The sequence below is a fragment of the Thiomonas sp. FB-6 genome, assembly GCF_000377645.1.
Lineage (GTDB): Bacteria > Pseudomonadota > Gammaproteobacteria > Burkholderiales > Burkholderiaceae_C > Thiomonas_A.
Genome location: NZ_KB898496.1, coordinates 1 through 21,745 on the forward strand (window position 1 = coordinate 1; position 21,745 = coordinate 21,745).

At 69.3% G+C, this 21,745-nt stretch carries 17 protein-coding genes; 16 read left to right on the forward strand and 1 reads right to left on the reverse strand.

Features of this window, described 5'->3' with window-relative positions:
* Positions 1-46 precede the first annotated feature (46 nt).
* Positions 47-1,885: a dihydrolipoyl dehydrogenase gene (gene lpdA / locus D466_RS0115205; protein ID WP_018914568.1), complete on the forward strand. Its 1,839-nt coding sequence runs from the start codon at positions 47-49 to the stop codon at positions 1,883-1,885.
* 118 nt (positions 1,886-2,003) lie between these two features.
* Here lpdA (D466_RS0115205) and D466_RS23465 read toward each other — a convergent pair whose 3' ends face one another.
* Entirely contained in the window at positions 2,004-2,879 is an 876-nt protein-coding gene (locus tag D466_RS23465; protein ID WP_018914569.1) for a C40 family peptidase, read from the reverse strand.
* Between the two features lie 560 nt (positions 2,880-3,439).
* Between D466_RS23465 and D466_RS0115215 the strand changes: the two genes are divergently transcribed.
* The 15 genes from D466_RS0115215 to D466_RS22930 all read left to right on the forward strand — a co-directional run bounded on the left by D466_RS0115215 (position 3,440) and on the right by D466_RS22930 (position 21,721).
* The gene (locus D466_RS0115215) at positions 3,440-4,417 is read left to right on the forward strand and encodes an MDR family oxidoreductase (protein ID WP_018914570.1); all 978 of its coding nucleotides are present in this window, start codon (positions 3,440-3,442) and stop codon (positions 4,415-4,417) included.
* 71 nt (positions 4,418-4,488) lie between these two features.
* A complete protein-coding gene (locus tag D466_RS0115220; RefSeq protein WP_255326085.1) occupies positions 4,489-6,483 on the forward strand; it encodes a propionate--CoA ligase in 1,995 nt (664 codons plus the stop codon).
* Positions 6,484-6,719: 236 nt separating this feature from the next.
* On the forward strand, positions 6,720-7,109 hold the full coding sequence (locus D466_RS0115225; RefSeq protein ID WP_018914572.1) for a helix-turn-helix transcriptional regulator: 390 nt from the start codon (positions 6,720-6,722) through the stop codon (positions 7,107-7,109).
* A gap of 29 nt (positions 7,110-7,138) precedes the next feature.
* Entirely contained in the window at positions 7,139-8,506 is a 1,368-nt protein-coding gene (gene soxC, locus D466_RS0115230) for a sulfite dehydrogenase (protein WP_018914573.1), read from the forward strand.
* A complete protein-coding gene (locus tag D466_RS0115235) occupies positions 8,484-9,584 on the forward strand; it encodes a c-type cytochrome (protein WP_018914574.1) in 1,101 nt (366 codons plus the stop codon). The genes soxC and D466_RS0115235 overlap by 23 nt, the downstream gene beginning before the upstream one ends.
* A 79-nt stretch (positions 9,585-9,663) precedes the next feature.
* Positions 9,664-10,137, forward strand: coding sequence for a thiosulfate oxidation carrier protein SoxY (gene soxY, locus D466_RS0115240; RefSeq protein ID WP_026285334.1), 474 nt, complete (start codon positions 9,664-9,666; stop codon positions 10,135-10,137).
* Between the two features lie 54 nt (positions 10,138-10,191).
* Entirely contained in the window at positions 10,192-10,503 is a 312-nt protein-coding gene (gene soxZ, locus D466_RS0115245) for a thiosulfate oxidation carrier complex protein SoxZ (protein WP_018914576.1), read from the forward strand.
* Between the two features lie 68 nt (positions 10,504-10,571).
* The gene (soxA, locus tag D466_RS0115250) at positions 10,572-11,414 is read left to right on the forward strand and encodes a sulfur oxidation c-type cytochrome SoxA (protein WP_018914577.1); all 843 of its coding nucleotides are present in this window, start codon (positions 10,572-10,574) and stop codon (positions 11,412-11,414) included.
* Between the two features lie 13 nt (positions 11,415-11,427).
* Positions 11,428-12,078, forward strand: coding sequence for a sulfur oxidation c-type cytochrome SoxX (gene soxX, locus D466_RS0115255; RefSeq protein WP_018914578.1), 651 nt, complete (start codon positions 11,428-11,430; stop codon positions 12,076-12,078).
* A gap of 98 nt (positions 12,079-12,176) precedes the next feature.
* Positions 12,177-13,901, forward strand: a complete 1,725-nt coding sequence (soxB, locus tag D466_RS0115260) for a thiosulfohydrolase SoxB (protein ID WP_018914579.1) — start codon at positions 12,177-12,179, stop codon at positions 13,899-13,901.
* A 273-nt stretch (positions 13,902-14,174) separates the two neighbouring features.
* Positions 14,175-17,030: a 2-oxoglutarate dehydrogenase E1 component gene (locus tag D466_RS0115265; protein WP_018914580.1), complete on the forward strand. Its 2,856-nt coding sequence runs from the start codon at positions 14,175-14,177 to the stop codon at positions 17,028-17,030.
* Between the two features lie 147 nt (positions 17,031-17,177).
* Positions 17,178-18,458, forward strand: a complete 1,281-nt coding sequence (gene odhB / locus D466_RS0115270) for a 2-oxoglutarate dehydrogenase complex dihydrolipoyllysine-residue succinyltransferase (RefSeq protein ID WP_018914581.1) — start codon at positions 17,178-17,180, stop codon at positions 18,456-18,458.
* Between the two features lie 8 nt (positions 18,459-18,466).
* A complete protein-coding gene (lpdA, locus tag D466_RS0115275; RefSeq protein ID WP_018914582.1) occupies positions 18,467-19,894 on the forward strand; it encodes a dihydrolipoyl dehydrogenase in 1,428 nt (475 codons plus the stop codon).
* A gap of 61 nt (positions 19,895-19,955) precedes the next feature.
* On the forward strand, positions 19,956-21,053 hold the full coding sequence (zapE, locus tag D466_RS0115280) for a cell division protein ZapE (RefSeq protein WP_018914583.1): 1,098 nt from the start codon (positions 19,956-19,958) through the stop codon (positions 21,051-21,053).
* Positions 21,053-21,721 (forward strand): hypothetical protein, encoded by a 669-nt coding sequence (locus tag D466_RS22930; RefSeq protein ID WP_018914584.1) that lies wholly within the window; start codon positions 21,053-21,055, stop codon positions 21,719-21,721. The genes zapE and D466_RS22930 overlap by 1 nt, the downstream gene beginning before the upstream one ends.
* Positions 21,722-21,745: the final 24 nt, after the last annotated feature.

Below are 21,745 nucleotides of genomic sequence, written 5' to 3' on the forward strand. Positions count from 1 at the left end.
CTGAGGCGCGGCGCGGAACGAACAGCCAGGAACACGGAGACACGCAATGGCGCAGATGCAGGTGAAGGTTCCCGACATCGGGGACTTCAAGGACGTGGAGGTGATCGAGCTGCTGGTCAAGCCTGGGGACAGGATCCAGGCGGAGCAGTCGCTGATCACGGTGGAGAGCGACAAGGCGAGCATGGAGATACCGAGCAACGCGGGCGGGGTGGTGAAGGCGCTGCTGGTCAAGCTCGGGGACAAGGTGAACGAGGGCACGCCGCTGCTGGAGCTGGAGGCCGAGGAGGGCGCGAGCGCGCCGGCCGAGGCGGCGGCGCCGGCGGCCGGGCCTGCCGCGGCGCAGGCGCAGCAGCCTGCTGCGGCCCCGGCTGCGGCCGCGCCGGTCGCCGCGGCCGTACCGGCTCCGGCCGGCAGCTACTCCGGCCCGGTGGACCATGAATGCGACGTGCTGGTGCTGGGCGCGGGGCCGGGAGGCTATTCGGCGGCCTTCCGCGCGGCCGATCTCGGGCTGAAAGTGGTGCTCGTGGAGCGCTACGCCACGCTGGGCGGCGTGTGCCTGAACGTGGGTTGCATTCCCAGCAAGGCGCTGCTGCACGTGGCCGCGGTGGTCGACGAGGCGGCACACCTGGCCTCGGTGGGCATCGAGTTCGGCGCGCCCAAGGTCGACCGCAAGGTGCTGGCGGCGCACAAGGACAAGGTGGTGGGCAAGCTCACCGGTGGCCTGGCCGGCATGGCCAAGGCGCGCAAGGTCACGGTGGTTCGCGGCAACGCCTCCTTCCTCGACCCTTTCCACGTGGAAGTGCAGCTCACCCAGGGCAGCGGACGCGAGGCCGCGGGCGACGCGCAGCGCGTGCGCTTCAGCCGCGCCATCATCGCCGCCGGCAGCCAGGCCGTGCATCTGCCTTTCCTGCCCGAGGATCCGCGGGTGGTGGACTCCACCGGCGCGCTGGCGCTGGGCGTGGAGCCGCGCAACATGCTGATCGTCGGCGGCGGCATCATCGGCCTGGAAATGGGTACCGTGTATTCCACGCTGGGCGCACGCCTGGACGTAGTGGAAATGCTCGACGGGCTGATGCCCGGCGCCGACCGCGACCTGGTGAAGGTCTGGCAGAAACTCAATGCGCCCCGCTTCGACCGCGTCATGCTCAAGACCCGCACCGTGGGCGCCGAGGCGCGCGACGACGGCATCTGGGTACGTTTCGAAGGCGAGGGCGCGCCGGCGCAGCCGCAGCGCTACGACCTGGTGCTGCAGGCGGTGGGACGTTCGCCCAACGGCAAGCGCATCGGCGCCGAGCGCGCGGGCGTGGCGGTGGATGAACGCGGCTTCATCCGCGTGGACGCGCAGATGCGCAGCAACGTGGCGCATATCCACGCCATCGGCGACATCGTCGGGCAGCCGATGCTGGCCCACAAGGCGGTGCACGAAGGTCATGTGGCCGCCGAAGTCTGCGCCGGCGAGTTGCGCGGCGACGACGCGCTGGCGCGCAGCGCCTTCGACGCGCGGGTGATTCCGTCGGTGGCCTACACCGATCCGGAAATCGCCTGGGTGGGCCTGGGCGAGGACGAGGCGCGTGCCAAGGGCATCGCGGTCACCAAGGGGCTGTTCCCGTGGGCCGCCTCCGGGCGGGCCATCGCCAACGGGCGCGACGAAGGTTTCACCAAGCTGCTGTTCGACGCGCAGACCCACCGCATCGTCGGCGGCGGCATCGTCGGCACCCATGCGGGCGACCTGATCGGCGAGATCGCGCTGGCCATCGAGATGGGCGCGGACGCGGTGGACATCGGCCGCACCATCCACCCGCACCCCACGCTGGGCGAATCCATCGGCATGGCCGCCGAGGTGGCCGAGGGCAGTTGTACCGACCTGCCGCCGGCGCGACGTTAACCATGGCCGGGGGGCGGGCGCTGCCCGCCCCGGGGCTGCTCGGGTCGGTTTGCGGGGCAGCACCTTGCCCTGCGGCCCCACGCGCGGCGGCCGGGCGCTTGCGGCCGGCGCCGCGGGTTCAGGGGCGCGAGAGTTCCGAGGAAACCGGCTTGGGCAGCACGGCGCCGGCCATCAGCGCGGCCGTGGCCGGCGAGGCGCCGTCAGGGACCGCGTTGGACACCGGCATGCTCACGGAGGGCAGCTTCCTGCCCTGCGCGGCGTCTTGCTCGCGCAGCGAGGCGGCCTGGGCCGACGGCAGCAGCGGATCGGTGGCGCGGTTGATCAGGCGCCGGGCGCCATCGAAGCGCCGCGCCCAGTAGGGGCTGTCCAGGTTGGCGATCTGCACTTTCTCGCCCGGGCGGGGCGCGTGTACGAACTGGCCGTTGCCGATGTAGATGCCCACGTGCGAGAAGGCGCGGCGCAGGGTGTTGAAAAACACCAGGTCGCCGGGGCGCAGTTCGTTTTCCGCCACTTTCTGGCCTTCTCGGCTTTGTTCGGCCGCGTTGTGGGGCAGTACCAGGCCCAGGGTTTCCTGGTAGACCCGGCGCACCAGGCCGGAGCAGTCGAAGCCACGCGAAGCGTGGTCGCCGCCATACTTGTAGCGCACGCCGAGGAAGCTCAGGGTGTTGAGCACCAGCTGCGAGGTGCGCGACGAGACTTCGTGCACCACGTGCTGCTGCTGCCACCAGCTCCGGACCTCGCCTTCGGGCCCTTCCTGCTCGGGCAGTGCGGCGGCCGGCGGGTTCGGCTGTTGCTGGGCGCGCGCGATGATGCCCGCCAGTCGGGCGTCGTCCAACGCGGCTTCGGCGGCGGCCGGGGCCGAGGCCGCGACCCCGGGAGCCGGCGCGGCCCAGGCCGCCGGCACGCAGCAGCCCGCCAGCACGGCCATGCCCGCCAGCGTGTGGCGCAGCGTGGACGGGCGAGTGGCGTCGAGGCGGAAGGCGGACCGGCGCATGAGGGGGGCGGGCGGGACGGCGGGACGAATGGGGCTTGCTGCGCGAATGGGGCTTGCTGCGGAATCGGGACCCCGCCCGGGAACCCACGCGAATGCGGGGGGTCTTCAGGGGGTTTTTCCCAGTACGCGAATGTAACGGCCACCACGAAGGCACGTCAACATCCCTCGGCGAAGGCCCGCCCGGACAGGGGTATCCGCCCGAGCCGCCGTCGCGACGAGCCCCCCGCACGAGCCTCGGCGAGGCGTTTTTGCTAGTGTCCTGTCCCGCTAATCACTGTCATTTCGCTGGGCCGTATCGGGGCCCAGGCAAGGCGCGGGCGCGGGTCCAGGCTTTACGCCTGGCCCCGTGGCCGCAACGCAGCATGGGCCCCGATACGGCCCAGCCCGAAGGGTTCGGCGCCTGCGGGGCCCTCGCCGGCCGCCCGCACAGGGTCCAGACGTCCAGTCTGAACCCTGTGCGGGCAACCGACGATCGCTCCCGCAGGCACGCGAACGAAATGCCAGTTATTAGCGGGACAGAACACTAGGCTCGGGCCTGCATTTCCCACGAAGGAGGCCCCATGTTTCGTGCGTGGTTGCTCGACAGGCCCGGCGGAAGCTTCCAGGCGAGCCTGCAGGAGATCGACGAGTCGCGGCTGCCGGAGGCGGACGTGCTGGTGCAGGTCTCGCACTCGACCCTCAACTACAAGGACGCGCTGGCGCTGACCGACCGCGCGCCGGTGGTGCGCAAGTGGCCGATGGTGCCTGGAATCGACGGTGCCGGCATCGTGCTGGAAAGCCGCCACGCGGCCTGGAAACCCGGCGATCGCTGGATTCTCAACGGTTGGGGCGTGGGCGAGACGCATTGGGGCTGCCTGGCCGAGCGCGCGAGCCTGCGCGGCGACTGGCTGGTGCCGCTGCCGGCGCGCTTCGACACCCGCCAGGCCATGATCCTGGGGACCGCCGGCTACACCGCGATGCTGTGCGTGCAGGCGATCGCCGCGCGCGGGCTGCGCCCCTCGGACGGCGAGGTGCTGGTCACCGGAGCTACCGGCGGGGTCGGCAGCGTCGCGGTGGCCTTGCTGGCGCGCCGCGGCTGGAAGGTCGCGGCGCTCACCGGCAAGGCCTCCCAGGAAGCCTACCTGCGCTCGCTGGGCGCCGCCGAGGTGCTGGAGCGCGCGGCCTACGCACAGCCCGGCAAGCCCTTGCAGAAGGAGCGCTGGGCCGCGGTGGTGGACACCGCCGGCAGCCACATCCTGGCCAACGCCTGTGCGCAGATGCGCTGGGGCGGCGTGGTGGCGGCCTGCGGGCTCGCCCAGGGCATGGACTTTCCGGCTTCGGTCGCGCCCTTCATCCTGCGCAACGTCACGCTGGCCGGCATCGACAGCGTGATGCAGCCGGCGCCCGCGCGCCGCGCCGCCTGGGCCGCGCTGGCGGAGGAGATCGACGCCGCGCAGATCGAGGCGATGGCGCGGGACCTGCGCCTGGACCAGGTGCTCGACGCGGCGCACGAGCTGATGGAAGGCCGGTCCCGCGGGCGCGCCGTGGTAAGCGTCTGAGGCGGGTCCGCCGCAGGGCCGGGGCCGCCGGGCGTCCGCTGGTCAGGGTCCTGTCAGGTGGGGCTTCTACGGTGCGGCAAGCGGCCGGGCGCAGACCCGGCGCAGGGGATTGCGGGAGCGCGGCGGCTGCTCCGCCGCGACGCGAATCCCGACCCCAGGAGACAGCGATGGCGGACTACAGCGAATATCACCGGCGCTCGGTCGAGCAGCCGCGGGAGTTCTGGGCCGAGAAGGCGAGCCTGATCGATTGGCATCGCCCCTTCGGGCAGGTGCTGGACGACAGCCGCAGGCCTTTCGCGGCGTGGTTCCCGGGCGGCCTGACCAACCTGTGCCACAACGCGGTGGACCGTCACCTCGCCGCGCGCGGCGCGCAGCCCGCGCTGGTGTGGGAGTCCACCGAGGTGGAACGCAGCCGCAGCTACAGCTATGCCGAGCTGCACCGGGAGGTGCAGCGCATGGCGGCGATCCTGCTGCGCCACGGCGTGGTCCAGGGCGACCGCGTGCTGATCTACATGCCCATGATTCCCGAGGCGGTGTTCGCGATGCTCGCCTGCGCGCGCATCGGCGCGATCCACTCGGTGGTGTTCGGCGGCTTCGCCGCGCTCAGCCTGGCCACGCGCATCGACGACGCCACGCCCAAGCTGGTGATCAGCAGCGATGCCGGCTCGCGCGCGGGGCGCGTGGTGCCCTACAAGCCGCTGCTCGACGAGGCGATCGAGCGCGCCGCGCACAAGCCGCAGCGGGTGCTGATGATCGACCGCGGGCTGCAGCCCTTCGCGGCGCGGCCCGGGCGCGACCTCGACTACGCCGCCGAACGCGCGGCGGTGGGCGAGCCCGAGGTGCCCTGCACCTGGGTGGATTCCACCCACCCGAGCTACATCCTCTACACCTCGGGAACCACCGGGCGGCCCAAGGGCGTGCAGCGCGACACCGGAGGCTACGCGGTGGCGCTGGCCACGTCGATGCGCGACGTCTTCTGCGGCAGCCCCGGGGGCACCTACTTCTGCACCAGCGACATCGGCTGGGTGGTGGGGCACAGCTACATCGTGTACGGGCCGCTGATCCACGGCATGACCACGGTGCTGTACGAGGGTACGCCGGTGCGCCCGGACGCCGGCATCCTGTGGCGCCTGGCCGAGAAGCACCGGGCGCAGGTCATGTTCTCCTCGCCCACCGCGGTGCGGGTGCTGAAAAAGTTCGACACCGCGTTCATGCGCGAGCGCGACCTGTCCGCGCTGGAACGACTGTTCCTGGCCGGCGAACCGCTGGACGAGCCCACCGCGAGCTGGATCGCCGAGGCGCTGGGCAAGCCGGTGGTGGACAACTACTGGCAGACCGAGACGGGCTGGCCGATCCTGGGGATTCCCGCCGGGGTGCAGGCCCTGGCTCCCAAGCCGGGTTCGCCCGGCGTGGCCATGCCCGGCTACAAGGTGGGCATTCTCGACGAGCTCAGCGGCGAGCCGGTGGCTCCGGGGAACAAGGGCGTGCTGGCCCTCGAATGGCCGTTGCCGCCAGGGTGCATGCAAACGGTGTGGGGCGACGACAAGCGCTTCGTCGACACCTACTGGTCCACCTTCCCGACGCGCCAGGTGTACTCCACCTTCGACTGGGGCGTGGCCGACGAACAGGGCTACGTCACCATCCTCGGGCGCACCGACGACGTGATCAATGTCGCCGGGCACCGGCTGGGCACGCGCGAGATCGAGGAAAGCATCTCCAGCCACGCCGCCGTGGCGGAAGTGGCGGTGGTCGGCGCGGCCGACGAGCTCAAGGGCCAGCAGGCCGTGGCCTTCGTCGTGCCCCGCGACGCGGCGCGCGCGGCCAGCGCCGAGGCGCGCGCCGAGCTGGCGGCGCAGATCATGCAGACCGTGCAGGTGCAGCTGGGCGCGGTGGCGCGTCCGGCGCGGGTGCTGTTCGTGTCCATGCTGCCCAAGACCCGCTCGGGCAAGCTGCTGCGGCGCTCCATCCAGGCGCTGTGCGAGCAGCGCGCGCCGGGCGACCTGACCACGCTGGAAGACCCGGCGGCGCTGGAGCAGATCCGCGCGGCCCTGGCCGAGCAGCCCTGAGCCCGCCCGGGCCCGCTTCGCCGCGGGATGGCGGCGGGCCCTGCCGGCCCGTGGCTCCGGCCTGAACCGTGCTTTGCGGCCCGGCTGCGCCAGGCCGGGCCTGTACGCTTTCTTGCGCTGGATCGCTTCTTTCCCACCATCCCTAGGGAAAGCACTATGCGACGCCACTGGACGGACGCGCCCTCTATCCTACAATTCATAAGTCCTTGCTTATACGCAAATCCTATTAAACACTGATGTCCACCCCGGCCCACTCCCCCCAGCTGCTCGGAGACGACTCCGACGCGCAGGCCGCCGAACGGGTGTTCGATTCCGCGGCCGAGTTGTTCGGCGTGCTGGCCACTCCGCTGCGGCTGCGCATCCTGAACGCGATCTGCACCCACGAGAAAAGCGTGGGGGACATCATGGAATCCGTGGAATCCACGCAGCCCAACGTGTCCCAGCACCTGAAGGTGCTGTACCAGGCGGGCATCGTGGCCAAGCGGCGCGTAGGCAATCAGATTCATTACCGGGTGCAAAGCGAGAAGGCGGTTCAGCTGTGCCGCACCGTGTGCACCCAGATCGCGATCGAACTGGACGACCCGGATTCGGTTTCGCAATCCGAGCGCCTGGCCCGGCGCACCTAGGTACCTACAGCCAACCAGCGAGTACGAGGATGAGTGACTACAGCAACAAGCTAGGCCGGCTGCGTCCCGCGCCGGAAAACTTCCTGAGCGCCGAGCAGATCCAGCAGGTGCAGTCGGGGCGGCGCGATTTCCTGCGCCGGGCCTTCGCCGGCGCCAGCGCGGCGATGGTGGCTTCCGGCGCGGCCACGGCCTACGCCGACGAGGCCTCGGACAAGGACTCCAAACTGATCCTGGACAAGCCGGAGTGGGGTACCACGCTGGGCCGCCCGGTGGACGAGCCGCCCTACGGGATGCCCTCGAAGTACGAGGCCAACCTGGTGCGGCGCATCAGCCCGGGGCTGTCGGCGGTGAACCAGGCCAACGTGGCCTTCGCGCCGCTGCAGGGCATGTTCGGCATCATCACGCCCTCGGGCCTGCACTTCAACCGCTCGCACCAGGGCTGGTACGACATCGACCCCTCGCAGCATCGCCTGATGGTGATGGGCGAGGAGGGCCTGGTGCGCAACCCGAAGGTCTACACCGTCGGCGACATCATGCGCATGCAGCCCGTGTCGCGCATCCACTTCATCGAGTGCGGCGCGAACTCGGCGATGGAATGGGGCAACGTCGCCGTGCCGACCGTGCAGTACACCCACGGCATGGTGTCGTGCAGCGAATGGACCGGGGTGCCCCTGATCAAGCTGCTCGAGGACTGCGGCGCCAACCTGAAGGGCGTGCGCTTCGTGCTCGCCGAGGGCGCCGACGGTTCGCACGAGACCCGCACCATCCCGATGTCCCTCGTGCTGTCGGGCGAGGTGCTGGTGGCCTACGGCCAGAACGGCGAGATGCTGCGCCCGGAGAACGGCTACCCGCTGCGCCTGGTCGTGCCCGGGGTCGAGGGCGTGTCGAACATCAAGTACCTGCGGCGCATCAAGCTGGGCACCGAGCCCTTCGCCGCCAAGGACGAGGTGCTGGGCTACGTGGACCTCATGCCCGACGGCAAGTTCCGCCAGTACACGTCCCTGATGGAGTGCAAGTCGGTGATCACCTCGCCCTCGGGCGGGCAGGTGCTGATGGACAAGGGCCTGTACAACGTGACCGGCGTCGCCTGGTCGGGCCGCGGGCGCATCAAGCGCGTCGACGTGTCCTTCGACGGCGGCGTGAACTGGCATGCCGCGCGCCTGGAAGGGCCGGTGCAGAACAAGGCGCTGACCCGCTTCAACATCCCCTGGGTGTGGAACGGCGGCGGCGCCTTCCTGCAAAGCCGCGCGGTCGACGAGACCGGCTACGTGCAGCCGACCTACGAGCAGCTGCGCAAGGTGCGCGGTTCGCGCTCGGTCTATCACAACAACGCGATTCAAACCTGGCAAGTCGAAGCAACTGGAGATGTGCGCAATGTTCAACTCGCCCATTCGTAAAGCAGCGGTCGCGGCCGCGCTGGCCGCGGTGGCCTCGGCCGCCTGGGCCGCCAACCCCGGGGCGTCGTTGGGGCGCGCCGCCACGCCGGCGGAGATCCATGCCTGGAACATCGACGTGCGCCCGGATTTCAAGGGCCTGCCCGCGGGCAAGGGCACGGTGGCCGAAGGCACCAAGCTGTGGGAGGCCAAATGCGCTTCCTGCCACGGCGACTTCGCCGACTCCAACGCGGTGTTCCCGCCGCTGGTGGGGGCCTTCCAGGCCACGAAGGAAGAGATGAAGACCGGCTGGGTGTCCAGGCTGGCCAACCCCTCCGAGGGCATCGGAACCTCGATGGAGCGCCTGTCGACCCTGTCGACCCTGTTCGACTACATCCACCGCGCCATGCCGTGGACCTCGCCGGACACCCTGAGCTGGGACGAGACCTACTCGCTGGTGGACTACCTGCTGAACCTGTCCAACATCGTTCCGGCCAACTTCGTGCTGACCCGCGACAACGTGCAGCAGGTGCAGGATCAGCTGCCCAACCGCAACGGCGTGACCTGGAACCACGGCATGTGGCCCGGGGGCAAGACGGTACTGGCCTCGGGTAAGGTGTTGGGTAACGGGGGTATCCCGGATGTTCACGCGACCGAGTGCATGAAAAACTGCGCTCCCAAGCCCGCCGTGGCCAGTTCGATCCCCGACTACGCGATGAACACCTGGGGCAACCTGCAGGATCAGTATCGCCAGTGGGGCCCGATCCGCGGGCAGGTGACGCTCAGCAAGGCCGAGCTCGAGAAGGCCGCCGCGGCCAAGCAGGCCGCGGCTTCCGACCCGAACGCGAAGGTCGTGTCCCTGCTCAAGGAGCATGGCTGCATCGCCTGTCACGCCATGGGGGCGAACAAGGTGGTCGGCCCGGGCTATGCGGAGGTGGCGAAGAAATATGCGGGCAAGCAGACGGAAGTGGCAGAATTGACCCAGCGCATCATCAAGGGCGGTTCCGGCACGTGGGGGAGTATCCCGATGCCCCCCCAAAGTATCAGCGAGGGCGATGCGAAGATGATCGCGGCCTGGCTGGTGGATGGAGCAAAGCAGTAGTTCGGTAGTTGCATCGGTTCGCGCTGCTGAACTCGCGGGCGCGCACATCACTCAATGTCTCAGTGAGGAGTTTTTGCAAATGAATCAGTCTCGTCGTCAGGTCATGCAGCTCGGTGCTGGTGCGACCGTCGCCGGCCTGGCCGCCACGGCCGGCCTTGTGCCCTCGGTAGCGCAGGCCGCCGATGCCCCGGGCTGGAACGCCCAGGAGTTCTCGGTGAAGTCGCTCGACGAGGTGGCCAAGGCCATGGGCGCGACCGCGACCCCGAGCACCGAGGTGTCGATCATCGGACCGGACATCGCCGAGAACGGCGCGGTGGTGCCGGTGGGCATCAAGTCCACCGCCGCCGGCGTGACCATGCTGGGTATCGTCGTGGAGAAGAACCCGAACGCGCTGGCAGCGACGTTCCACCTGAAGAACGGCGCCGTGCCCAGCGTGGCCACGCGCATCAAGATGGCCCAGACCTCGGACGTCTACGCCGTCGCCAAGGTGGGCGACAAGCTGCTGTACAGCAAGAAGGAAATCAAGGTCACGCTGGGCGGCTGCGGCGGCTGAGCGCGCGCGCCTTGCGATTGCACGATTTCCATCGAACATTCATCGGAGTTTGAAATGCCCAACATGATGCGCATGCGCGCCAGCCTCGACGGCGACACCGTCGTCGTCCGCGTGCTGATGACCCACCCCGAAGACACCGGCCTGCTCAAGGGCCCGGACGGCAAGCCCATCCCCGCCCACTTCATCCAGACCGTGGTGTGCAAGCACGGCGACAACGAAGTGCTGCACTGCGACTGGGGGATCGCCGTGTCGAAGAACCCGTTCCTGGAGTTCAGCTTCAAGGGCGGCAAGTCCGGAGACACCGTCTCCGTGACCTGGCTGGACAACAAGGGCGAAACGCAGACCGGAAGCACCACGGTCTCGTGATCGACCAGGGGGCCCATGTTGGCGGGCCCCCTGTGTTCCATGCAGCACGAACCGTTCGCGAGGAGACCATGAAACAGCGACTATCCAGCAAGAAGAAGGCCGCGCTGGCCGGGATCACGATGCCCGTCCTGATGCTGCTGGCCGGCAACGCCGCGCAGGCGCAGGCCGATTCGGTCACGCAGGAAGGCAATGCCTATCTGCAGATGATGAACGAGATGGGCGGCAACCCCGCCGATTTCAACATCGACGACGGCAAGAAGCTCTGGTCCGAGAAGGCGGGCCCGAAGCATGCCTCGCTGGAACAGTGCGACCTGGGCCTGGGCCCGGGCGTGGTCAAGGGCGCCTACGCCCAGCTGCCGCGGTATTTCGCCGACACCGGCCGCGTGCAGGACCTGGAGTCGCGGCTCGTGACCTGCATGGAGACCCTGCAGGGCCTGACGCCCATGCAGGCCGACAAGGACCATTTCGCCAAGGAAGGCGGCAACGCCTCGCCGCTGGAGAACATCGCGATGTACGTCGCGCATGAGTCCGACGGCATGAAGATCGCGATCCCGCAGGGCACGCCGCAGGAACGCCTGGCCTACGAGAACGGCAAGAAGCTGTTCTTCTACCGCGCCGGCCCCTTCAGCTTCTCCTGCGCCGCCTGCCACTCCGAGAGCGCCAAGCGCATCAAGATCTCCGCGCTGCCCAACCTGACCAACGCCGAGGCGGCCGGCTCCTACGCCACGTGGCCCGCGTATCCGAACTCGCAGGGCGTGGCGCGCACGCTGGAATGGCGCATGCTGGCCTGCGAGCGCCAGCAGCGCTGGCCGGCGCCGAAATTCACCTCCAACGCGGTCATGGACCTGATCGAGTACATGGGCGTGAATTCCAACGGAGCCACGCTGCACACGCCGACCTTCAAGCGCTGAGCCAGGAGACGACATGAACAAACTAGCACTCATTGTGTCGGCTGCGCTGGGGGCCGCCGTGCTGGCTGGCTGCGCCGGCGCCAAGCAGGAAGCCGCCGGCCCCGGCGGCAATCCCTTCGCCACCGCGTCCTTCCACGAGATCCTCACGAAGGACTTCTCCGACAAAGGCCAGGCCAAGGTCTCGCGCCTGCAGCAGACCCAGTCGCAGTACGAATGCTCCAAGTACGCCTACCTCGGGGAGAAGATGCCCGATGCGGTGGCCAAGGAGATCGAGTCCAAGGCGCAGGCCGGGGTGGTCTACCCGGCCGACGGCAAGTACCTGGGCGACTGGAAGGCCGGCCTGAAGGTCGCCGAGGACGGCAAGGGCATGCAGTGGAGCGACAAGCCCGGCAGCCCCAACGGCGGCAATTGCCTGGCCTGCCACAAGATGATCGCCAACGATCCGTCGCAGGGCAACATCGGGCCCGAGCTGTATCACTACGCGAAGCTGCGTGGCGACAGCGCGGCCATCCTGAAGTACACCTGGGCGCGCATCTACAACTCCGAGGCCTTCAACTCCTGCAGCTACATGCCGCCGTTCGGAGCGCACAAGATCCTGACGGAGCAGCAGATGAAGGACGTGATGGCCCTGCTGATGGATCCGAACTCTCCGGTCAACAAGTAGGGATTTTTCAGAGCCGGTGCCGCCCCGCGCGGCCCGGTCGTGCCGCGCTGCCCGCCACGCTGCATCGGCGGGCATTTTTACGTCGAGGATCCGTCATCATGAGCATTACCCGCCGCGAATTCCTGAGCGTGCTGGCCGCAGCCGGCGCCAGCGGTTTCCCCCTGATGCGCGAGGCCAGCGCCGCCGAGGTCGATGCGCTGTACAGCCCGCCGGCCAGCGGCAACGTGCACTTCCTGCACATGACCGACAGCCATGCGCACCTGCAGCCGCTGCATTTCCGCGAGCCCAGCGTGAACATCGGCGTGGGCTCGATGAGCGGACACCTGCCGCACCTGGTGGGTGCGGACTACCTCAAGCGCGTGGGCTTCAAGCCCGATTCGCGCGAGTCCTACGCCTTCACCTACCTGGACTTCGAGCGCGCGGCCAAGCAGTACGGCAAGATGGGCGGCTACGCGCACCTGGCCACGCTGGTCAAGCGCCTCAAGGCCGCGCGCCCCGGCGCGCTGCTGCTGGATGGCGGCGACACCTGGCAGGGCACGGCGCTGTCGCTGTGGACCGAGGGCCAGGACATGATCGAGGCGCAGCTGCAGCTCGGCGTGGACGTGATGACCGCGCACTGGGAATTCACCTACGGCCAGGAGCGGGTGAAGCAGGTGCTGTCCAAGGACTTCAAGGGCCGCATCGATTTCGTCGCGCAGAACGTGAAGACCGCCGACTTCGGCGATCCCGTGTTCCCGTACTACACGATGAAGCAGATGAACGGGGTGCAGGTGGCCGTGATCGGCCAGGCCTTCCCCTACACGCCCATCGCCAATCCGGCCTACCTGACACCCGACTGGACCTTCGGCATCGACACGGACCACATGCAGAAGGTGGTCAAGGAAGTGCGCGCCAAGGGGGCGCAACTGGTGGTCGTGCTGTCGCACAACGGCATGGACGTGGACCGCAAGATGGCGAGCATGGTCGAGGGCATCGACTGCATCTTCGGCGGCCACACCCACGACGGCGAGGCGGTGGCCGTGGAAGTGCGCCGGCCCTCCGGCGGCATGACCCTGGTGACCAACGCGGGTTCGCACGGCAAGTTCCTCGCGGTGATGGATTTCGACGTGCGCGGGGGCAAGATGGTGGGCTACAAGTACCGCCTGCTGCCGGTGTTCTCCAACCTGCTGCCCGCCGACCCGGACATGGAGGCGCTGATCAAGAAGGTCCGCGCCCCCTACGAGAGCAAGCTCACCGAGGTGCTGGCGCACACCGAGGGCGTGCTGTACCGCCGCGGCAACTTCAACGGCACCTGGGACCAGCTGGTGCTGGACGCGATGCTGGCGGTGCGCGGCGGCGACCTGGCCTTCTCGCCGGGGTTCCGCTGGGGCGGCAGCCTGCTGCCGGGCGAGCCCATCACCCGCGAGGCGCTGATGACCCAGCTGGCCATCACCTATCCGTATTGCACCCTCACCGAAATGACCGGCGCCACCGTCAAGGCGGTGATGGAGGACGTCTGCGACAACCTGTTCAACCCCGATCCCTATTACCAGCAGGGCGGTGACATGGTGCGCGTGGGCGCGCTGACCTATGCCTGCGAGCCCGGCCAGAAGCAGGGCAGCCGCATCCAGGACATGCGCCTGGGCGGCAAGCCCATCGACCCCAACAAGACCTACAAGGTGGCCGGCTGGGCGCCGGTGCAGCAGGCCTCGGCGCAAAAGAGCAACCCGCCGATCTGGGAAGTGGTCGAGGAATACCTCAAGCACAACCCCAACATCAAGCCGCTCAAGCCCAACCAGCCGCGGCTGATCGGGGTCAAGGGCAACCAGGGGCTGGCGGTCTGAGGCGCTTTTCGCAACACAGCCATGCTGTGGAGGTTCGGTAGTTTCTGCTGAATCGCCAAATAATGATGGGCCGAAAGAGATTTCGGCCCATTTTTATTTGTTTTCATGCGGCGCCGCCATGATGCAGCTTTTTGCGTCGCGTCAAAAGCGCTGCTAAAGTGTGATCCGGTTCAGTGTCATCGGACCGCTGTGCGACTGCGCGGGGTACCCGCGCGCTCGCATGGTGTTTCACCCACTCCCTGCCGGCAGACCCGGCGTCCCAGTGAGCTCACCATGACCATCCAGCAGCAACGCGCGAACTCCTATCTGTTCGGCGGCAACGCTCCCTATGTCGAGGAGCTGTACGAAACCTACCTGTCCAACCCGGGAGCCGTGCCCGATCACTGGCGCGACTATTTCGACGCGCTGCAGCACGTGCCGGCGGTGGACGGCAGCAATTCCCGCGACATTCCGCACGCCCCGGTGGTGTCGGCCTTCGCGCAGCGCGCCCGCAGCGGGCCGGCGCGTGCGATCCAGCTGGGCGCCGACGTCGAGCTTTCGCGCAAGCGCGTTGCCGCGCAGCAACTGATCGCCGCCTACCGCAACGTCGGCGTGCGCTGGGCGGACCTCGATCCCCTCAAGCGCGCCGAGCGCCCCCAGATTCCCGACCTGGAGCCTTCCTTCTACGGTTTCAGCGACGCCGACCTGGAAACCAGCTTCAACGTCAGCAACACCTATTTCGGCCAGGAGACGATGACGCTGCGCGAGCTCATCAACAACCTGCACGAAACCTACTGCGGCTCCATCGGCGCCGAGTTCATGTACCTCAGCGACCAGGGCCAGAAGCGCTGGTGGCAGCAGCGCCTGGAGAGCATCCGCACGCGCCCCAGCATGAGCGCCGAGAAGAAGCGCGACATCCTGGACAAGCTGACCGCCGCCGAGGGCCTCGAGCGCTACCTGGCCACGCGCTACGTGGGCCAGAAGCGCTTTTCGCTGGAAGGCGGCGAGAGCTTCATCGTCGGCATGGACGAGGTCATCCAGCGCGGCGCCGAACGCGGCGCGCAGGAAGTGATCATCGGCATGGCCCATCGCGGCCGCCTGAACGTGCTGGTGAACACCCTGGGCAAGCGTCCCAAGGACCTGTTCGACGAATTCGAGGGCAAGCACGCCTCCGACCTGCCCTCGGGCGACGTGAAGTACCACCAGGGCTTTTCCAGCGACGTGTCCACTCCGTCGGGCCCGATCCACCTGTCTCTGGCCTTCAACCCCTCGCACCTGGAGATCGTCAACCCGGTGGTCGAGGGCTCGGTGCGCGCGCGCCAGGAGCGCCGCGGCGACAAGCGCGGCGAGCAGGTGCTGCCGGTGCTGGTGCACGGCGACGCCTCCTTCGCCGGCCAGGGCGTGATCATGGAAACCCTGGCGCTGGCGCAGACCCGCGGCTACTCCACCGGCGGCACGCTGCACATCGTCATCAACAACCAGATCGGCTTCACCACCTCCGATCCGCGCGACACGCGCTCCACGCTGTACTGCACGGACGTGGTGAAGATGATCGAGGCGCCGGTGCTGCACGTCAACGGCGACGACCCCGAAGCCGTGGCGCTGTGCTGCGAGCTGGCCGTGGACTACCGCGCCGAGTTCGGCCACGACGTGGTGGTCGACATCGTTTGTTTCCGCAAGCTGGGCCACAACGAGCAGGACACGCCGGCGGTGACCCAGCCGCTGATGTACAAGAAGATCGCCGCCCACCCGGGCACGCGCAAGCTCTACGCCGACCGCCTGGCCAGCCAGGGCGTGATCAGCGACGCCGACGGCGACGCCATGGTGCAGGGTTTCCGCCAGGCCATGGAGGACGGCGAGCGCGCGCTCGAGCCCGTGCTGTCGAACTACAAGAGCAAGTTCGCGGTCGACTGGAGCAACTTCCTCAACCGCAAGTGGACCGACAGCGCCGACACCTCGCTGCCGATGACCGAGCTCAAGCGCCTGGCCGAGCGCATCACCACCATTCCGGCGGACATGAAGCTGCACTCGCTGGTGGAGAAGGTGGTGGCCGACCGCGCGCGCATGGGGCGCGGCGAGCTCAGCCTGGACTGGGGCATGGGCGAGCACCTGGCCTTCGCCTCGCTGGTGGCCAACGGCTACCCGGTGCGCCTGTCGGGCGAGGACTGCGGGCGCGGCACCTTCAGCCACCGCCACGCGGTGCTGCACGACCAGAAGCGCGAGCGCTGGGACGCCGGCACCTACGTGCCGCTGCAGAACGTCTCGGAGGACCAGGCTCCCTTCGTGGTCATCGACTCCATCCTGTCGGAGGAGGCGGTGCTGGGATTCGAGTACGGCTACTCCACCGCCGATCCCAACACCCTGGTGATCTGGGAAGCGCAGTTCGGCGACTTCGCCAATGGCGCGCAGGTGCTGATCGACCAGTTCATCTCGGCCGGCGAGGTCAAGTGGGGCCGCGCCTCCGGCCTGACCCTGATGCTGCCGCATGGCTACGAAGGCCAGGGTCCCGAGCACTCCTCGGCGCGTCTGGAGCGCTATCTGCAGCTGTGCGCCGAGACCAACATGCAGGTGTGCCAGCCCACGAATCCGGCGCAGATCTTCCACCTGCTGCGTCGGCAGATGATCCGCCAGTTCCGCAAGCCGCTGGTGATCATGACCCCGAAGTCGCTGCTGCGCCATCCGGAGGCCCGTTCGGACCTCACCGAGCTGGCCAACAGCCACTTCCACACGGTGCTGGCCGAGCGCGACGAGCTCGACGACGCCAAGGTCAAGCGCGTGGTGGCCTGCAGCGGGCGCGTGTACTACGACCTGCTCGCCGAGCGCCGCCAGCGCGAGCTGCACGACGTGGCCATCGTGCGCCTGGAGCAGCTCTATCCCTTCCCGCACAAGGCCTTCGCGGCCGAACTGCGCCGCTACCCCAACCTGCGCGATGTCGTGTGGTGCCAGGACGAGCCGCAGAACCAGGGCTCGTGGTTCTTCATCCAGCACCACGTGCACGAGAACCTGCAGGAAGGCCAGCGCCTGGGCTACGCCGGACGCCCGGCCTCGGCCTCCACCGCGGTGGGCTACTACGCCAAGCACGCGGAGCAGCAGAAGGAACTGATCGCCGCCGCCTTCGGCAAGCTCAAGGGCTTCGTGCTCACCAAGTGAGGCACCGCACGCGGCGCGCGGGCGTGAGCGCGCGTGCCGGGACCCGTCCGATCCGGCCCCGGCATGCGCGCGCGACCCCCGCCGCACGCCGGCCCTGCCGCCCCGCTCGTCACACCCAACAACACCTACCCATCGCGAGACTCCACCATGGCACAGATTGATGTCAAGGTTCCCCAGCTTTCCGAATCCGTGGCCGAAGCCACGTTGCTGCAGTGGAAGAAAAAGCCCGGCGAAGCCGTGGCGCAGGACGAGATCCTGATCGAGATCGAGACCGACAAGGTCGTGCTCGAAGTCCCGGCGCCGGCCGCCGGCGTGCTGGCCGGCATCGTCAAGGGCGACGGTGCCACCGTGGTCGCCGACGAAGTCATCGCCACCATCGACACCGCCGCGAAACCCGGCGCCGCGGCTCCCGCAGCCGCTCCGGCCCCGGCCGCGGCAGCGGCCTCGGCGCCTGCCGCGGCGCCCGCCGCCGCCGCGCCGGCTGCCGGCGCGGCGTCCGGCGTGGCCATGCCGGCGGCGGCCAAGATCCTGGGCGAGCAGGGCATCGACCCCGGCTCGGTGGCGGGCAGCGGCCGTGGCGGCCGCGTGACCAAGGGCGACGCACTGGCCGTGGCCGCCGCCAGGGCCGCGGCACCCGCGGCCGCGGCCGCGGCGGCCGGCGCGCCCTTCAACACCCCGCAGGCGCTGCCCCAGGTGGAGGCCCGCGTGGACCTGTCGGCCTACGACGAGCGCCCCGAGCAGCGCGTGCCGATGAGCCGCCTGCGCGCGCGCATCGCGCAGCGCCTGTTGCAGTCGCAGTCCGAGAACGCGATCCTGACCACCTTCAACGAGGTGAACATGAAGCCGGTCATGGACCTGCGCAACGCGCACAAGGACCGATTCGAGAAGGAACACGGGGTCAAGCTCGGCTTCATGAGCTTTTTCGTCAAGGCCGCGGTGCATGCGCTGCGCAAGTACCCGGTCCTCAACGCCTCGGTCGACGGCAACGACATCATCTACCACGGCTACTTCGACATCGGCATCGCGGTGGGCAGCCCGCGCGGCCTGGTGGTGCCCATCCTGCGCAACGTGGACCAGCTCAGCTTCGCCGACATCGAACGCCAGATCGCCGAGTTCGGCGCGAAGGCGCGCGACGGCAAGCTGGCCATCGAGGACCTCACCGGCGGCACCTTCTCCATCAGCAACGGCGGTGTGTTCGGCTCGATGCTGTCGACCCCGATCATCAACCCCCCGCAGGCGGCGATCCTGGGCGTGCACGCGACCAAGGACCGGCCGGTGGTGGAAAACGGGCAGGTCGTGATCCGCCCGATCAACTACCTGGCGATGAGCTACGACCACCGCATCATCGACGGCCGCGAAGCGGTGCTGGGCCTGGTGGCCATGAAGGAGGCGCTGGAAGATCCCGCGCGCCTGCTGCTCAACCTGTGAGGCTCGCGATGGACCACGATCTGATCGTCATCGGCGCCGGCCCCGGGGGCTACATCGCCGCCATCCGCGCCGCCCAGCTGGGCCTTTCGGTGGCCTGCATCGACGACTGGAGCCGCGACGACGGCGGCCCGGCGCCGGGGGGCACCTGCACCAACGTGGGCTGCATCCCGTCCAAGGCGATGCTGCAGTCCTCCGAGCACTACGAGCACGTCGCTCACGGCATGGCCGAGCACGGCATCGAGGTGGGCTCGGTCAAGCTCGACCTGGCGCGCATGCTGGCGCGCAAGCAGCAGGTGGTGCGCCAGAACAACGACGGCATCCTCTACCTGTTCAAGAAGAACAAGGTCAAGTTCCTGCACGGCCGCGCGGCCTTCGCCGCCCAGGTCGACGGCGGCTTCGAGATCGAGGTCTCGGGGGCCGAGCAGGCCCGGCTGCGCGCGCGCCACGTGATCGTGGCCACCGGCTCGCGCCCGCGCGCGCTGCCGGGGGTGGAGTTCGACGAGAAGCGCGTGCTGTCGAACACCGGCGCGCTGGCGCTGCAGAAAGTGCCCGAGCGCATGGGCATCATCGGCGCCGGGGTCATCGGGCTGGAGATGGGCTCGGTGTGGCGCCGCCTGGGCGCCAAGGTCACGGTGCTGGAGGCCCTGCCCGAGTTCCTCGGCGCGGCCGACGCGCAGGTGGCCAAGGAGGCCATGAAGCAGTTCACGCGCCAGGGCCTGGACATCCAGCTCGGCGTGAAGATCGCCGAGGTCAAGCCCGCGGCCAAGAATGGCCCGGTCAAGCTGCGCTACGCCGACGCCAAGGGCGCCGAGCAGACCCTGGAGGTGGACGCGCTGATGGTGTCCATCGGACGCCTGCCCCATACCGAGGGCCTGCAGCTCGACAAGGTGGGGGTGAAGACCGACGAGCGCGGATTCGTCGTGGTCGACGGCGACTGCCGCACCGAGGTGCCCGGCATCTGGGCCGTCGGCGACGTGGTGCGCGGGCCGATGCTGGCGCACAAGGCCGAGGAGGAGGGCGTGGCCGTGGCCGAGCGACTGGCCGGGCAGAAGCCGCACGTGGACTTCAATACCGTGCCCTGGGTGATCTACACCAGCCCCGAGATCGCCTGGGTGGGCCAGACCGAACAGGCGCTGAAGGCGGCCGGGCGCGCCTACAAGGCCGGCAGCTTCCCCTTCATGGCCAACGGGCGCGCGCGGGCCCTGGGCGACACCACGGGTTTCGTGAAAATGCTCGCCGACGCCAGCACCGACGAGATCCTGGGGGTGCACGTGATCGGCCCGCTGGCCTCCGAGCTGATCGCCGAGGCGGCGGTGGCCATGGAATTCAAGGCTAGTGCCGAGGACATCGCGCGCATCTGCCATGCCCACCCGACGCTGTCGGAGGCGATGAAGGAAGCCGCGCTGGCCACCGACTCGCGGGCGCTGAACTTCTGAGCCTGGCGCCGGCCGCCGCGCGCCGCCCCGGCGCGCGGCCCGGCGCGGCCCGCCCCTTGCGATGAACGTCACCGACCACGCCCTGGCGTACCTGGGCGAGCGCGGCTTCGTGGCCGACGCGGCGCAGCGCGCCGCGATGGAGCGCCTGCAGCTCGCCTACGACGAGTGGACCGCCTACAAGTCGCGCCGCTCCAGCGCGGTGCGGCGCATGCTCGTGCACCCCGAGCTGCCCCGCGGCGTGTACCTGTGGGGCGGGGTCGGGCGCGGCAAGAGCTTCCTCATGGACGCCTTCTACGCCACCGTCCCGGTGGTGCGCAAGACGCGGCTGCATTTCCACGAGTTCATGCGCGAGGTGCAGCGCGAACTGGCCGGCCTGCAGGGCACCGCCAATCCCCTGCAGGAACTGTCGCGGCGCATCGCGCGGCGCTTCCGCCTGATCTGTTTCGACGAGTTCCACATCAGCGACGTGACCGACGCGATGATCCTCGACCGCTTGCTGCAAAGCCTGTTCGAGGACGGCGTGGTGCTGATGACCACCAGCAATTTCCACCCCGACGACCTCTACCCCGACGGCCTGCACCGCGACCGCATCCTGCCGGCCATCGAGCGCCTGAAGGCGCATCTGGACATCGTGCGCGTGGACGCGGGCATCGACTACCGGCAGCAGGCCCTGCGCGGCATGACCGTCTACCACCATCCGCTGGGCGAGGCGGCAGACGCGGCCATGCGCGCCAGCTACGAACGCCTGGCCGAGGGCGGCGACGAGAACCCGGTGCTGGTGGTCGAGCAGCGTACGCTGCCCGCGCTGCGCCGCTCCGGAGGCGTGGCCTGGTTCGATTTCCAGACCCTGTGCAACACCCCGCGCTCGCAGAACGACTACCTGGAGCTGAGCGCGCGTTTCCACACCCTGCTGCTCAGCGGGGTGCCGCGCATGAGCCCGGAGATGGCCACCGCGGCGCGGCGCTTCACCTTGCTGGTGGACGTGCTGTACGACCGTGGCGTGAAGCTGGTGATGTCGGCCGAGGTCGAGCCGGCCTCGCTGTATGCTGCGGGGACTCTGGCCTACGAATTCGAGCGTACCGTCTCGCGCCTGCTGGAGATGCAGACTCCGGCGTACCTGGAGCGGCAGCGGCGCGAGGTGAACACCGCACTGACCTGATGAATGCTCTTGTTCGCGCCGTCGCGCGTGCCTGCCTGCCCTGCCTGCTCCTGCTGGCGGGGCCGGCGCGCGCCGGCGATGCGCCGGCCCCGGCCCTGACGGCCTCGCAGGTGCAGGCCGGGTTCCAGGCGCGGCAGGCCGAGCGCAGCCGGCTCGAGGCCGAGCGCCAGCGCCTGGCGCGCGACTACGCCGCCGAGCGTGCGCACTGCATGCAGCGCTTCCAGGTGTTCGCCTGCCTGGACGAGGCCGCCGGGCGCCACCGGCGACTCGACGGCGTGCTGGCCGAGCGCCAGCGCCGACTGGACCTGCTGGACCGCGAACAGCGGGCCGAGCAGGAGCGCGAGCGCGTGCGTGCGAACCTGGCCGCGCACGCCCAGGACCAGGCACGGCGCGCCGCCAGCCAGCGCGAGCAGGCGCGCCGAGCACAGGCGTCCGCACCCGCTCCCGCCAAGGCGCGGCCGGCTGCGCGCCCGGTGCAACCCGGCCGCGCGAGCACGCCGCCCCAGCCGCTGCAGAGCGCTTCGCAGGCCCGGCAGGCGCGCCGCGAGAGCCTGCAGCGCGAACAGTCGTATCAGAGCTTGCGCGAACGCGCCGGCGCCCAGCAGGGCAGCCCGGCGCCGGCGCTGCCGGTTCCGCCGGCTTCCGGCCCCTTGCAGTTCCCGCGCTGAGCCAACGCGCCGAGGCGGGGCGGC